General features: G+C 72.1%; 12 protein-coding genes. 2 read left to right on the forward strand and 10 right to left on the reverse strand.

The features are described 5' to 3' along the window. Positions 1-17: 17 nt before the first annotated feature. Complete coding sequence (locus tag ASE15_RS18445; RefSeq protein ID WP_200960580.1) at positions 18-947, forward strand: ketopantoate reductase family protein; 930 nt, start codon at positions 18-20, stop codon at positions 945-947. A gap of 33 nt (positions 948-980) precedes the next feature. Here ASE15_RS18445 and ASE15_RS18450 read toward each other — a convergent pair whose 3' ends face one another. The 8 genes from ASE15_RS18450 to ASE15_RS18485 form a co-directional block, all read right to left on the reverse strand. Then, positions 981-1406, reverse strand: a complete 426-nt coding sequence (locus tag ASE15_RS18450; protein WP_056647072.1) for a hypothetical protein — start codon at positions 1404-1406, stop codon at positions 981-983. 6 nt (positions 1407-1412) lie between these two features. After that, positions 1413-1667, reverse strand: coding sequence for a hypothetical protein (locus ASE15_RS18455; protein ID WP_056647077.1), 255 nt, complete (start codon positions 1665-1667; stop codon positions 1413-1415). A gap of 41 nt (positions 1668-1708) precedes the next feature. Beyond that, entirely contained in the window at positions 1709-2755 is a 1047-nt protein-coding gene (gene moaA / locus ASE15_RS18460; protein WP_082618601.1) for a GTP 3',8-cyclase MoaA, read from the reverse strand. Positions 2756-2874: 119 nt separating this feature from the next. Further along, entirely contained in the window at positions 2875-3345 is a 471-nt protein-coding gene (locus ASE15_RS18465; protein WP_056764967.1) for a molybdenum cofactor biosynthesis protein MoaE, read from the reverse strand. Further along, complete coding sequence (narI, locus tag ASE15_RS18470; protein ID WP_056764970.1) at positions 3342-4049, reverse strand: respiratory nitrate reductase subunit gamma; 708 nt, start codon at positions 4047-4049, stop codon at positions 3342-3344. Before narI ends, ASE15_RS18465 begins: the two co-directional genes overlap by 4 nt. Before the next feature lie 3 nt (positions 4050-4052). After that, a complete protein-coding gene (gene narJ, locus ASE15_RS18475; RefSeq protein ID WP_157277280.1) occupies positions 4053-4811 on the reverse strand; it encodes a nitrate reductase molybdenum cofactor assembly chaperone in 759 nt (252 codons plus the stop codon). Further along, complete coding sequence (gene narH / locus ASE15_RS18480; protein WP_056764974.1) at positions 4808-6334, reverse strand: nitrate reductase subunit beta; 1527 nt, start codon at positions 6332-6334, stop codon at positions 4808-4810. The genes narJ and narH overlap by 4 nt, the downstream gene beginning before the upstream one ends. A 1-nt stretch (position 6335) precedes the next feature. Beyond that, on the reverse strand, positions 6336-10112 hold the full coding sequence (locus ASE15_RS18485) for a nitrate reductase subunit alpha (RefSeq protein WP_082618593.1): 3777 nt from the start codon (positions 10110-10112) through the stop codon (positions 6336-6338). A 185-nt stretch (positions 10113-10297) separates the two neighbouring features. Here ASE15_RS18485 and ASE15_RS18490 point away from each other — a divergent pair, with 185 nt between their 5' ends. After that, positions 10298-11086: a metalloregulator ArsR/SmtB family transcription factor gene (locus ASE15_RS18490; protein ID WP_056647089.1), complete on the forward strand. Its 789-nt coding sequence runs from the start codon at positions 10298-10300 to the stop codon at positions 11084-11086. A 128-nt stretch (positions 11087-11214) separates the two neighbouring features. Here ASE15_RS18490 and ASE15_RS18495 read toward each other — a convergent pair whose 3' ends face one another. Both ASE15_RS18495 and ASE15_RS18500 read right to left on the reverse strand, forming a co-directional pair. Further along, positions 11215-12519 (reverse strand): MFS transporter, encoded by a 1305-nt coding sequence (locus ASE15_RS18495; RefSeq protein WP_056647091.1) that lies wholly within the window; start codon positions 12517-12519, stop codon positions 11215-11217. Between the two features lie 597 nt (positions 12520-13116). Beyond that, positions 13117-13968, reverse strand: a complete 852-nt coding sequence (locus tag ASE15_RS18500) for an RNA methyltransferase (protein WP_056764977.1) — start codon at positions 13966-13968, stop codon at positions 13117-13119. Positions 13969-14067: the final 99 nt, after the last annotated feature.

The raw sequence follows: 14067 nt of genomic DNA on the forward strand, positions 1-14067 counted from the left end.
TCAGGACGAGGGAGACCGTGGTGGGACAGGACGTGGCAGGGATCGTGGACGAGGCGGAGAGCACGGACCGGACGAGCGTCGCGGTCCTGGGCGCCGGTGGGGTCGGAGGGCTCGTCGGCGCGCTGCTGAGCCGTGCGGGCGACGACGTGCGGTTCGTCGCTCGTGAGACGACGGCCGAGTCGCTGAACGAGCACGGCCTCCGGGTCCGGAGCGGGCTGCTCGGGGACTTCGACGTCCCCGTCCGGGCGACGACGCACCTCGGTTCCCCCGTCGACGTGCTTCTCGTCGCGGTCAAGCAGACCGGCCTGGCGGACGCCCTGGACCTCGTCCCCCGGGAGGTCCTCGGGGACGGGGTCGTCGTGCCGCTCCTCAACGGCGTCGAGCACCTGGACGTGCTGCGAGCCCGCTACGGCTCCGAGCGCGTCGTGCCTGCGACGATCCGGGTCGAGTCGACGCGCATCGCCCCGGGAGAGATCGTGCACGGCAGCCCGTTCGTCGAGATCGACCTCGCGGCGGGCGACGTGCCCGTCGAGGCGGTCGAGTCGGTGCGTGCCCTGCTCGCGGGCGCGGGCATCACGACGACCGTGCGTGCCGACGAGCCGGCGCTCGTCTGGGCCAAGCTCTCCTTCCTGGCCCCGCTCGCCCTGCTCACCACGCGGTACGCGGCGACCATCGGCGAGGTGCGCACGACCCACCGGTCCGAGCTCGAGACGCTCGTCGCCGAGGTCGCGGCCGTGGCGGCGGCCTCAGGCGCTCCCGCGGACCCCGCTGCTTCGCTGGCCCTCTACGACAGGTTCCCCGCGGGCGCGCGGTCCTCGATGGAGCGCGACGCCCAGGCGGGGCGTCCCCTCGAGGTCGACGCGATCGGCGGCGCGGTCGTGCGCGCGGCGAGCCGCCTCGGGGTCGCGGTCCCGCTCACCTCGCGGCTCGTCGCCGAGCTCGGCTGACCGCCGGTCAGGATCCGTCGGGCGCCCGTCCGGCTACCAGTCGGCGGGCACGACCCAGTGCCGCGGCGCCGCCTCGTGCTCCAGGAGCCTGGCCTGGACCTGCTGGCAGTGCAGTTCCCTCCGTTCGGCCGTGAGCCCGTCGAGCCACGCGACGTAGCGCCGCTCGAGGCGCCGGAACCGCGCTCGCCCGAGCGCCAGGACGACGACCGAGACGAGCCAGGGGGCCGTGAGCAGCACCGCGGCGATGCTCACGGCCGCCGGGACCGTCAGGACCGGGTGGGCGCGGAGCCCGCACCACAGGACCACGACGGCCACGGCGAGCTGGCTCACGCTCGCCGCGAGCAGCCACCCGCTCGTGACCGGGCCGTGGAGCCCCCCGCGCCGGTGACCGCACGGCACGAACGTCGCGGCCGGCGCGTCGAGCGGCGGGAAGCGCTCGTGCGTCGGAGCGCTCTGCACGTCGGCTCACCCACCCGCGAACGGCGGGAGCACGTCGATCGTCACGGGCTCGGCGACGGGGGTGGCGGCGGACTCCGGGCGCAGCGCGCGCCCGTCCTGGAGGTAGGACGAGACGACCTGCACCCGGCGCATCGCCTCGCCGTGGCGTCGCGCGCTCGCGCGGAGGGCGGCGGCCGGGCTCTCGGTCTCGATCACCTCCTCGTCCAGGCCGTTCGCCGCGGCGCGGGCCGCGGCGTAGTAGCGCAGGGTGATGGCGGGCATCTCGGTGCTCCTTCTCGTAAGCGGGTCGGGGGAAGGGTGGGTCAGCCGCCGATCGCGGACATGCCGCGGGCGGGCTGCTCGAAGCCGGCGGTGCCGACGGTGTGGCCGGCAGCCTTGGCCCGGACCGCGAGGCCGAGGGCCTGCGCGATCCGTTCGTCGTCGCCGCCCGTGCGCAGGATCGTGCGCAGGTCGGTCTCGTCACGGGCGAACAGACAGTTGCGGAGCTGGCCGTCGGCCGTGAGCCGGATCCGGTCGCACGCCCCGCAGAAGGGCCGCGTCACCGACGCCACGATCCCCACGACGGCGTCGGTCCCGTCGACCCGCCAGCGCTCGGCGGGCGCGGCGCCGCGCGTCGGCACCGGGACCAGGTCGAACTCCCCGGTGAGCGAGGCGAGCACCTCGTCGGCCGTGACCATTCCCTCGCGGGTCCAGGTCCGGCCCGCGTCGAGCGGCATCTGCTCGATGAAGCGCAGCTCGTAGCCGCGCTCGAGCGCGAACCGCAGGAGGTCGACCGTCTCGTCGTCGTTGACCCCTCGCACGAGCACGGCGTTGAGCTTGGTGCCCGTGAAGCCTGCCCGGTCGGCCGCCGCGAGCCCGTCGAGGGCCCGCCCGAGCCGGTCCCGGCGGGTCAGCCGCGCGTATCGCTCGGGGCGCAGGGTGTCGAGCGACATGTTGAGGCGGCCGAGCCCCGCCGCGCGGAGCGGCTCCGCGAGCGCCGCGAGGCGCAGCCCGTTGGTGGTCATCGACACCTCGGGGGCACCGGGGAGCGCGGCCAGCCCGGCCACGATCTCGACGATGTCGGGCCGCAGCAGCGGTTCGCCACCCGTGAGGCGGATCTCCTCGATCCCGTGGCGCAACGCCACGGCCGCGACCCGTGTCATCTCGGCGACGGTGAGAAGCTCGTCGGAGGGCAGCCACGGCATGCCCTCGGCGGGCATGCAGTAGGTGCAGCGGAGCGAGCAGCGGTCGGTCAGCGAGATCCGCAGGTCGCGGTGGCGGCGCCCGAACCGGTCGACGAGCCCGGGAGCGTCTCGTCGGTCCGCGTCCGACGGCCGGTCCGTGCCCGACGGCGCCCCTCCCCCGGGCAGTGCGTCTCCCGACGGCGTCGCGCGCCCGGGGACCGCACGACCGGACGCGACGTGCTCGGCGGGCGCGGCGCCGTCGGGCAGGAGATTGCCGACCGTGCGCTCGACCGCGGGCGCGAGGCTCACAGCGCCCCGACCCACTCGTGCGTGCCGTCGGCGAAGACCTGCCGCTTCCACACGGGCAGCGCCGCCTTGACCTCCTCGACCAGGTCGCCGCACACCGCGAAGGCCTGGGCGCGGTGCGCCGAGGACACGGCCGCGACGAGCGCGACGTCGCCGACCGCCAGGTCGCCCACGCGGTGGGACACCGCGACCCGGACCGCGCCCGAACGGGCCGCGACCCGCGCGGCGATCTCGCCGATGATCCGGTCGGCGTCGGGGTGCGCCTCGTAGGTGAGCGCGGCCACGGAGCGGCCGTCGTCGTGGTCGCGCACCACGCCAGCGAACGTCACGACCGCCCCGGCGTGGGCCGAGGCCACCGCGCGCTCGTGCTCGGCCACGTCGAGGACGGACTCCCCCACGCCCGCGAGGACCACGAGCGCGTCGGCCGCCACCTCGGTGCCCGCGTCCGCAGGGAGGCCGGCCGCGCTCATGCCCGCACCTTGCCGCGCCCCGGCGCCGCGGAACGCTGCCGGTAGACCACGTACGGCCGGGCCAGGTACGCCACGGGCACCGACCACACGTGCACGAGCCGCGTGAAGGGCCAGATCGCGAGGAGCAGGCACGCGAGCACCGCGTGCCAGCCGTAGACCGCGGGCGCCGCGGTGATGAGCGACGGGTCGGGCTGGAGGACGAACAGCTGGCGGAACCAGACCGAGACCGTCCCCCGGTACTCGTAGCCCGAGCCGAACACGTTGATCGCGACGGTCTGCCACATGCCGACCCCGATCTCGACCGTGAGCAGGGCGTACAGGACCCAGTCCATGGGGGTCGTGACCACGCGCACGCGGTCCGAGACGTAGAACCGCCGCAGCAGCAGGATCACGAGGCCCGCGCACAGCACGACCCCCGCGACGGTCCCGGCCGCGACCGCGACGACGTGGTACGTGTGGTCCGAGATCCCGAGGGCCCGGGTCCACGACGTCGGGATCAGGAGCCCCGCGGCGTGGCCGAGGATCGCGAACAGCGCCCCGAAGTGGAACAGGGGCGATCCCCAGGCGAGCCAGCGCTTCTCGAGCACCTGGCTCGTGCGGGTCGTCCAGCCGAACTGGTCGTTGCGGTACCTCCAGACGTGCCCCACGACGAAGATCGCGAGGCAGACGTACGGCAGCACCACGAAGAGGAGGGTGTCCCACATGAGTCAGCGTCCTTCCGGGGCGCAGGTGAATTCCGGGGGGCCGAACGGCGCGCCGGGCGTGTCCGTCCAGCTCGCTCCCCCGTAGGGCATCGAGGCGATCTCGAGCCCCGCGTCGTCGGTGGGCGGTCCGCTGAGCGCGAGCTGGTCGACCTCGTCGCGCTGGTGGTCGGTGACCGGACCCAGGAGGTCGCTCACGGCCTCGAGGACCTCGCGGTAGTGCGAGCCGCGGTCGGCGAGCGAGCGCCGGATGAGCTCGATCCCGCCACGGTGGGTCCGCAGCGGTGCCTCGCCCGCCCCTGTCCCGGCCCGCGAGGCGAACTCGAGCACCATGGGCAGGTAGTCGGGGAGCTCGGCGTCGTCGGGGGCGAAACCGCACGCGCGGTAGCGCTGCTTGAGCGCGAGCAGCGCCATGCCACGCTGGCGCGTGTCGCCGTGGAGGTAGTAGCTGAGGAACAGCGACGACTTGCGGCGCAGGTCGAACGTCTCGACGTAGTGGGCGCGCGCGGCGCGCGGCTCCGTCCGCGCGTGCTGGTCCCAGAACGCGCGCAGGTGCGCGGCCGGGGCCGAGTCGGGCAGAGCCGCGACGGCCGCGGCCAGCTCGTCGGCGTCGGCGTACCAGGCGTCGTCGGGGTAGGCCAGCAGGATGCTGGCGAGGGCGAGGACGTCGGACCGGGCGGGGACCTCGACGAGGTTCTTGCGCCGCGAGCGCCGCAGGAGCGGGACGAACGCGCGCCTGCCCGACGGCGGAGCCTGGGTCGTCATGACGGCCTCCGGACCTGCAGGGGCACCGAGACGGGTCCGCCGCGCGTCGCGGCCGCGCTCATGCCGGGTCCGCCCGGGTTGTCGAGCGAGCAGCCCGAGGCCCACGAGGCCATCTCGGCCGCGTCCTCCTTGTGCGCCGCGGGGATCACGTAGCGGTCCTCCATCTTGGCGATCGCCAGGAGCCGGTACAGCTCCTCGACGTCCTCGGCCGTGTACCCGACCTGGTCGAGCAGGGCCTGGTCGACGTCGCCGTCGAGCGTGCGCCGACGCATGTGGCTGCGCATCGCGGCGAGCTTCATGAGGACCCCCGCGACGACGTCGACGTCCCCGGCCGAGAAGAGGCTCGCGAGGTACTCGAGCGGGATGCGCAGCGACGCGATGGTGTGGAACACGTCGTCGGCGTCGGCGTCGTCCTTGCCGAGCTCGGTCGTGACGTCCAGGACAGGTGAGAGCGGCGGCACGTACCAGACCATGGGCATGGTGCGGTACTCGGGGTGCAGCGGCAGCGCGACCTTGAACTTCTGGATGAGCTTCCAGATGGGCGAGCGCTGCGCCGCGCCGATCCAGTCCTCGGCGATGCCGGCCGCCCGTGCCGCCGCGATCACCTCGGGGTCCGTGGGGTCGAGGAAGACGTCGCGCTGGGCGTCGAGCAGGTCCTTCGGGTCCTCGACGGACGCCGCGGCCTCGACCGCGTCGGCGTCGTAGAGCACGAGGCCGATGTACCGCAGCCGCCCGACGCACGTCTCGGCGCACACTGTCGGCTGGCCCGCCTCGATGCGCGGGAAGCAGAACGTGCACTTCTCGGCCTTGCCCGTCTGGTGGTTGACGTAGACCTTCTTGTAGGGGCAGGCCGAGACGCACATGCGCCACCCGCGGCACTTGTCCTGGTCGACCAGCACGATCCCGTCCTCGACGCGCTTGTACATGGCCGACGACGGGCAGGCCGAGACGCACGCGGGGTTCAGGCAGTGCTCGCAGATCCGCGGCAGGTGGAACATGAACGTCTGCTCGAACGAGAGCTGGACCTTGTCGACCATCGACGCGAGGTTGGGGTCCTTCGACGCGATCTGCGGCGAGCCGCCCAGGTCGTCGTCCCAGTTGGGCCCCCACGTGATCTTCATGTCCTTGCCCGTGATCGCGCTCTTGGGCCGGGCCACGGGGATCTGCGGCGAGTTCGCCGGCGCGGAGATCAGCTGGTCGAAGTCGTACGTCGCGGGCTCGTAGTAGTCGTCGAGCCCTGGGAGGTCGGGGTTCGCGAAGATCGACGCGAGACGGCGCAGCCGCCCGCCCGAGCGGAGCCGGAGCCTTCCCTTGCGGTCGAGCTCCCAGCCGCCGTGCCACCGGTCCTGGTCCTCGTACCCGCGCGGGTACCCCGTCCCGGGCTTGGTCTCGACGTTGTTGAACCACACGTACTCGACGCCGTCGCGGTTGGTCCACGTCTGCTTGCACGTGACCGAGCACGTGTGGCACCCGATGCACTTGTCGAGGTTCATGACCATCGCTACCTGCGACATGACCCGCATCTCAGTACTCCACTTCCTGGTTGCGCCGACGGATGACCGTGTACTCGTCGCGCTGGTTGCCGGTCGGCCCGTAGTAGTTGAAGGCGTAGGTGAGCTGGCCGTACCCGCCCAGGAGGTGCGTGGGCTTCATCATGATCATCGTCAGCGCGTTGTGGATGCCCCCTCGCTTGCCCGAGGCCTCGGCCTTGGGCACGTCGATGTTGCGGTCCTTCGAGTGGTACATGTAGACCGTGCCCGTGGGCATGCGGTGCGAGACCACGGCCCGGGCCACGACCACGCCGTTGCGGTTGACCGCCTCGATCCAGTCGTTGTCCGCGATCCCCGCGGTCCGCGCGTCCTCCTCGGAGATCCAGATCGTGGGGCCCCCGCGCGAGAGCGCGAGCATGTACGGGTTGTCCTGGAACTGCGAGTGCATGGACCACTTGGAGTGCGGGGTCAGGTAGCGCACCGTGACCTCGGTCGAGCCCGGCTCGCTGAAGCCCTGGTGACCGAAGTGGCGTGCCATGTCGAGCGGCGGCCGGTAGACCGGGAGCTGCTCGCCGAGCTCGGTCATCCAGTCGTGGTCGACGAAGAAGTGCTGGCGCCCCGTGAGCGTGTGCCACGGCTTGAGCCGCTCGACGTTGACCACGAACGGCGAGTAGCGCCGGCCGCCCTGCTCGGAGCCCGACCACTCGTAGCTCGTGAAGACGTTCTGCGGACCGGTCAGGGTCTGGGCGAACGTGACCTGGCGGTCGTGGTTCTCCTCGGCCAGGTCCGCGAGCGGCTTCCCGACCCGCTTCTCGAGGGCCTTGAAGCCCGCGACCGAGACCGCACCGTTGGTCGTGCCGGACAGCGCGAGGATCGCCTCGCACATGTGCGCCGCGGTCTCGAGCGACGGACGGCCCTTCGCGACGCCGTCCTTGCGCACGCCGTTGGCCTTCGCGAGGAACTCGACGGCCTGCTCGGGCACGACCGTGACGCCCTTGGTCGTGGTCCCGACCTTCGAGATCAGCGGCCCGACGGCGCGCATCTTCTCGGCGATCTGGGTGTAGTCGCGCTCGATCACCACGAGGCGCGGCATGGTCACGCCCGGCACGGGCTCGCACTCGCCCTTGCGCCAGTCGAGGACGACGCCTCCGGGCTGGGCCATCTCGTCCGGGGTGTCGTGCGTGAGCGGGGCCGCGATGACGTCGGTGCGGGTGCCCAGGTGGATCTTGGCGAGCTCGGAGACCTTGTCGGCGAGCCCCAGGAACGCGTCGTAGTCGGTCCGGGCCTGCCAGGGCGGCGCGATGGCAGCGTTGAGGGCGTGCACGAACGGGTGCATGTCCGTGGTCGAGATGTCCTGCTTCTCGTACCAGGTCGCGGCCGGGAGCACGACGTCGGCGAACAGCGAGGTCGAGGTCATGCGGAAGTCGATGTTGGTCAGCAGGTCGAGCTTGCCCTCGGGGGCCTCGTCCCGCCAGACGACCTCCTCGGGGCGACGCTCGGGCGGTGTCTCGTGCGCCCTCAGCGACGAGTCGGCGCCCAGCAGGTGCTTGAGGAAGTACTCGTTGCCCTTGGCCGAGTTCCCGATCAGGTTGGCCCGCCAGACCGTCAGGACGCGCGGGAAGTTCTGCGGGTCGTCGGGGTCCTCGACCGCGAACTTCAGAGCGCCGCTGCGCAGCTCGGACACCACGTGGTCGGCGACCGGCACGCCAGCGGCCGCGGCCTCGTCGCACAGGTCGAGCGGGTTGCGGTCGAACCCGGGGTGCGAGGGCGTCCAGCCCATGCGGGCGGCCTGGGTCAGGCAGTCCATCATGCTGCGGTCCTTGAGGGTGCCCGGACCGGTCGGCGAGGCGAGCTCGTCCGCGCCGAAGCCCTCGTAGCGCCACTGGTCGGTCGCGGTGTACCAGAACGCCGTGCCGGCCATGTGGCGCGTGGGGCGCTGCCAGTCGAGCGCGAAGGCCATGTGCTGCTGCCCCGTCACGGGCCGCGCCTTCTCCTGCCCGACGTAGTGGGCCCAGCCACCGCCGTTGACGCCCTGGCACCCGGTGAGGGTCAGGAGGGCGATGAACGTCCGGTAGATGGTGTCCGCGTGGTACCAGTGGTTCGTACCCGCGCCCATGATGATCATGGACCTGCCCTTGCTCACCTCGGCGTTGCGCGTGAACTCGCGCGCGATCCGGGTGCACTGCTCGGCCGGCACCCCGGTCAGGGCCTCCTGCCAGGCCGGGGTCCCGGGAGACTCGGCGTCGTCGTAGCCCGTGGGCCACGCGCCGGGCAGCCCGTCGCGCCCCACGCCGTACTGCGCCATGAGCAGGTCGAACACGGTCGTCACGAGGCGGTCGCCCACGCGGATCGCCGGGACGCCGCGCAGGACCGAGGAGCCGCCCTCGGTCGCGCCGACGTCGAAGCGCGGCAGCTCGACCACGACCCCCTGCGCCTCGGCTCCCGCGTGCGTCAGGCCCAGCAGGCTCAGCGCCGGGTCGTGGTCCTCGAGGTCGAGGTTCCAGCGCCCCACGCCGTCCTCGGTCCACCGGTCGGCGAGCGTGCCGTTCGGCACCGTGAGCGCGTCGGCGGCCGTGTCGAGGAAGACGGGACGGAACTCGGGGCGCTGCCCCGTCGCCCCCGCGACGGGCAGCCCGTCCAGGTCGGCTGCCGTGAGGAACTTGGCGGGCCGGAAGACCGGGGCGGCTCCGCCGTCGGGCAGCGTGCCCTCCTGGCCTGCGCCCTGGCCGCCCTCCCCGGGAGCCTCGTCGAGCGTGACCAGGAACGGCGCGTCCGTGTACGTGCGCGAGTAGGCCTCGAAGTACGGCACCTGGCGGTCGCGGTAGAACTCGGTGAGCAGCACGTGGCCCATGGCCTGCGCGAGCGCGCCGTCCGTGCCCGGAGCGGGCGCGAGCCAGTCGTCAGCGAACTTCACGTTGTCCGCGTAGTCGGGGCTGATCGCGACGACCTTGGTCCCCTTGTAGCGGGCCTCGGCCAGGAAGTGGGCGTCGGGCGTGCGCGTCACCGGGACGTTCGAGCCCCACATCATGATGTAGCTCGAGTTCCACCAGTCGCCCGACTCGGGGACGTCGGTCTGGTCTCCCCAGATCTGCGGGCTCGCGGGCGGCAGGTCCGCGTACCAGTCGTAGAAGCTCAGCAGCGTCCCGCCGATCATCGACAGGAAGCGGGTCCCGACCCCGAAGCTCGCCATCGACATGGCCGGGATCGGCGTGAAGCCCACGCACCGGTCCGGCCCGTACGCCTTGATCGTGTAGACGTGGGCCGCGGCCATGATCTCGGTCGCGAGCTCCCAGTCCGCACGGACCAGGCCACCCTTGCCGCGGGCGCGCTTGTAGAGCGTCGCCTTGAGGGGGCTCTCGACGACCTCGGCCCATGCGAGCACCGGGTCGCCCAGGCGGCAGCGCGCGTCGAGGTACATCTCGAGCAGGACACCGCGCACGTACGGGTAGCGCACTCGCGACGGCGAGTACGTGTACCAGGAGAACGAGGCGCCGCGCGGGCAGCCGCGCGGCTCGTACTCGGGGCTGTCGAGCCCCGTCGTCGGGTAGTCGGTGCCCTGGTGCTCCCAGGTGATGAGGCCGTCCTTGACGTACACGTCCCACGCGCACGACCCCGTGCAGTTCACGCCGTGGGTCGAGCGCACGACCTTGTCGTGCGCCCAGCGGTCCCGGTAGAACCGGTCCCACTCCGAGGGGTTCGTCTCGATCATGGCGTGCGCCGAGTCGAACACCTCCGTCTGGGGGAAGTGGCTGCGCGTCGTGAGCAGCTTCTTCATCAGGGGCGACATGGCCGCCTGGTCGTCGATGGTCATGGCGAGAGCTCCTCGGGGACTGCGTGGGGGGCGTTCAGCGCACGGGCTACGGAGGCACCCGAGGGGGTGCTCCGTGCGGCGGACCGACCGCGCGTGCGAGAGTTGTCGTGCCGAGCACAGCGGGCGGGGGCAGCCCTGCGGCTCGGGACCAGAGATCCAGGAACGGGAAGAAGTGGGGCGAGCACGTGCCCAGACAGCACGTCAACGGTGGGTTCGACGGCACGACGGGTCGCAGCAACCACGGCGGACGGCGGACGCACGTCATCCAGCTGCTGCGCGACTCCAAGACGCCGGTGTCGGTCAAGGACGTCGCCGAGGAGGTGGGCGTCCACCAGAACACGGCGCGGTTCCACCTCGAGTCGCTCGTCGACTCGGGCCTGGCCGAGCGCACCCAGCAGACCCGGACGACACCCGGCCGGCCCAAGGTCCTGTACCGCGGCACCCTGCCCAACCAGACGCACGAGCGGGCCCAGGCCTACCGCCTCCTGGCCGAGGCACTGACGACCGCGGTCGCGGACAACGTGCCGGACGCGGGCGCCGTGACCTACGCCGTGGGACGCACGTGGGGCCGGAACCTCACCGAGCCGCCCGAGCCCGACGAGGCCATCGACGAGCACGAGGTCTCGGCCCGGCTCGTGTCCAAGCTCGACGCGCTCTGGTTCGCCCCCACGCTGGGCGGCGAGCCGTCGGCGCAGGTCGCGTCGCCGGGCGGCGCGGGCATGGACGCGCTCGTCCTCAACAACTGCCCGTTCGTCGCGACGGCCCGCTGCACCCCGCAGGTCGTGTGCTCGCTGCACGCGGGGTTCATCAACGGCGCGCTCGCCGAGCTCGGGTCGAGCCGGCGGGCGACCGCCCTGGTCCCCCAGTTCGGCGAGCACCACTGCGTCGCCCGCCTCGAGACCGTGGACGTGGGACGCCACGACGAGGCCGCGCAGATCCCGATCCTCGTGGCGGGCCGGGTCGCCCCCGCCTGACCGGGGTGCTCCCGGCCGGGGTACTTCCTGCGTGGCCGCACCCGGCGTGACCGCCCCCGGCCGGGCCTCGCCCGAGGGGGCGAGGCCGGGCGCGGGGTGTGCCGGACGCACTGCTGACGGGCACACGGTCAGCTCTTGGCCTCGGCGCCGGGGCGTGCGTAGAAGTGCCAGGCGATGCCTGCGCACAGGAGCGCGTAGGCGATGATCCCGCCGAACACGGCCGTCCTCGGCAGATAGTTGAACAGCATCGAGAACAGGAACGGTCCGAACGCGGCGATCGCGGCCGTCCAGCCGATCACGCCACCCGCCTGACGGGCCGGGAAGATCATGGGCATCTGCTTGAACGTCGCGGCGTTGCCGACCCCGCAGAAGAAGAAGATCAGGACCATCCCGGTCATGAAGATCGGGAGGCTGGGCGTCTCGCCGTCCGCGACCGTGACCTGGCCGAACAGCACGAGCCCGGCCGAGGCCGCGACGCCGATCCCGGACACCACGGTCCAGACGCCACCGCCGAAGCGGTCGCAGAGCGGCCCCCAGCACATGCGGGCGAGCGAGCCGACGAGCGCGCCGAGGAAGACCCAGGTCAGGTACTCGGGGCCGAACTGCTGCTTGAGGAGCATGCCGAACGTGCCGGCGAGCCCGGAGAAGATCCCGAACGTGAGGACGTACTCCATGGTCATGAGCCAGGTGTGCTTGTTCTGGAAGATGTCGAACTGCTGCTTGAGGTTGGCCTTGACCGGCACCGACTTGAGCAGGGTCCAGGCGAGCACGACACCGACGACCGCGAACGGGATGAAGATGAGCCCGGGGTTCTGCAACCAGACCTGGCGCGGCTCGGCGTTCTGCGGGTGCGCGAGCTGGCCGGCGAGGCCGAACATCCCGAACCCGATGGCCCACGGGACGACGAACTGGACGACCGAGACGCCGAAGTTCCCGATCCCTGCCTGCAGACCAAGGGCCGTGCCCTGCTTGCTCTTGGGGAAGAAGTACGACGTCGAGGGCATGTAGCCCGAGAAGACGCCGCCGCCGAGGCCGGCTGCCAGGGCGAGCGCGACGAGCAGCGCGTACGAGGGCTGCGTCGGGAGCATCACGACCCAGGTCCACCCGACGAACGGGATGATCATGAGGAGCGCGGACAGCGTCAGCATCTTGCGGGTGCCGAGCATGGGCGGGAGCATCATCCAGACGATGCGGAGCAGGCCGCCCGTGAGGCCGGGCATGGCGAGCAGCCAGTACGACTGGCTCTCGCTCAGGTCCCACCCGGTGACCGTGCCGAGCGTGGGGATGAGCGCCCCGGGCAGGTACCAGATGATGAACGCGAGCATGAGGTTGAACGTCGTGACCCAGAGCGTGCTCCAGGCGACCTTCGAGTCCCAGCGCTGGGGGTCGTTGGGGTCCCAGTCGAGGAGGTCGCGGCGCGCGTCGGTGCTCACCTGGTGTGCTGGTCTGGGGGCTACGTCGGCTGTGACCACCGGGTGTCTCCGTCCGAGAAGTGGGGCTGGGGGCACCCACAACATATGGACGAGTTCACTCGTGCGTACCGGGACCTAGGTCCCGTCGCGGCGCCCTTGGTCCCGAACCGGGACAGCGGCGTCGACAGCCCTCTGACCTGCGGACTTGGCCGTCCGAGGCGTTGTTGTGGATCAACTCGGGCGGGCTCGTCCCCCGTGGCCCCGTGGTGCCCGACGGCGGGCCGCGCCAGGCGCGCGGGCGCCGGTCGGAGCGGGTCGTTTCGCCCGAAGAACGGCGGTCGGCCGAGGGGCGCCGTGACAGGCCCTCGACTTTGTGCTTTCCGTCACAATCGACGTCCTGCGAGGTCAGGAAGCGTGATCCAGTCTGCCGCCGGGGCTGGTTCCCGGGTGCCCGACGGCGTCGCGCACCTCGAGCGGGGCCTCGTCTGAGCGGCGGTCAGCCCGCCAACCCCGGGTGTGCTTTCTGGGGAGCCACCACAATGGTTGCCAGCTCCGTGGAAGCACCGCCCGCCCTCACGACCCGGCGCGGCCCACGGGACTGCGCCACTCGGGCGACCACTACGCGCGCGTCGCCCAGAACACCACGGCCGCCGACGCCGCGACGTTGAGCGAGTCCACTCCCCCGCTCATCGGGATCTTCACGACGTGGTCCACGGCCGTGAGCGTCGAGCGCTGCAGCCCGTGGCCCTCGGTCCCGAACACGAACGCCGACCTCTCGTCGCCGCGCGCGACGTACTCGTCGAGCGTCAGCGAGTCGTCCGACAGCGCGAGCGCCGCGACCGTGAACCCGTGCTCGCGCAGCTCCTCGACGCCCTCCGGCCACGACTCGAGCCGCGTCCACGGCACCTGGAACACCGTCCCCATCGAGACCCGCACGCTGCGCCGGTACAACGGGTCCGAGCAGCGCGGCGACACCAGGACGGCGTCCACCCCGAGGCCGGCCGCCCCGCGGAAGATCGCGCCCACGTTGGTGTGGTCGACGATGTCCTCCAGGATCGCGACCCGTCGTGCGCCCTGCCCGTCGCGGGCGGTCGTGAGCAGCTCGTGCACGCTCGGCAGGACCGGTCGGTGCATCGCGGACAGCGCGCCACGGTGCAGGTTGAAACCGGTGATCGACTCCAGGATGGCGGGCTCGGCGATGTACACGGGCACGGGCTCGCCCGTCCCTCCGGGCCCGTCGTCCAGCCCGACGGCGGAGATCGCCTCCTCGAGGCCCGAGAGCCACTTCTCGGCCATGAGGAACGACCGCGGCCGGTGCCCGGCACGGAGCGCCCGGTGGATCACCGTAGTGCTCTCGGCGATGTACATGCCCTTCTCCGGCTCGTTCTTCGAGCGGAGCTCGACGTCCGTGAGGTTCGTGTAGTCGGCGAGCCGAGGGTCGGCCGGGTCGGTCACGTGGATGATCTGCACGCTCAGATTCTCCCGCACCGACGGAGGCCGGTCGGCATCGGGCGACGACCGGCCCCTCCTGCACCGACCCGGCTCCGTGCTCGGTGCTCGGTGCCCCAC

Source organism: Oerskovia sp. Root22 (genome assembly GCF_001429135.1).
Taxonomy (GTDB): domain Bacteria; phylum Actinomycetota; class Actinomycetes; order Actinomycetales; family Cellulomonadaceae; genus Oerskovia; species Oerskovia enterophila.

Excerpts from the sequence above, each read along its gene's own strand:
- ASE15_RS18455 (WP_056647077.1), bottom strand. The coding sequence starts at position 1,667 with ATGCCCGCCATCACCCTGCGCTACTACGCCGCGGCCCGCGCCGCGGCG.
- narH (WP_056764974.1), bottom strand. The coding sequence starts at position 6,334 with ATGCGGGTCATGTCGCAGGTAGCGATGGTCATGAACCTCGACAAGTGC.
- narJ (WP_157277280.1), bottom strand. The coding sequence starts at position 4,811 with ATGACGACCCAGGCTCCGCCGTCGGGCAGGCGCGCGTTCGTCCCGCTC.
- ASE15_RS18485 (WP_082618593.1), bottom strand. The coding sequence starts at position 10,112 with ATGACCATCGACGACCAGGCGGCCATGTCGCCCCTGATGAAGAAGCTG.
- ASE15_RS18465 (WP_056764967.1), bottom strand. The coding sequence starts at position 3,345 with ATGAGCGCGGCCGGCCTCCCTGCGGACGCGGGCACCGAGGTGGCGGCC.
- narI (WP_056764970.1), bottom strand. The coding sequence starts at position 4,049 with ATGTGGGACACCCTCCTCTTCGTGGTGCTGCCGTACGTCTGCCTCGCG.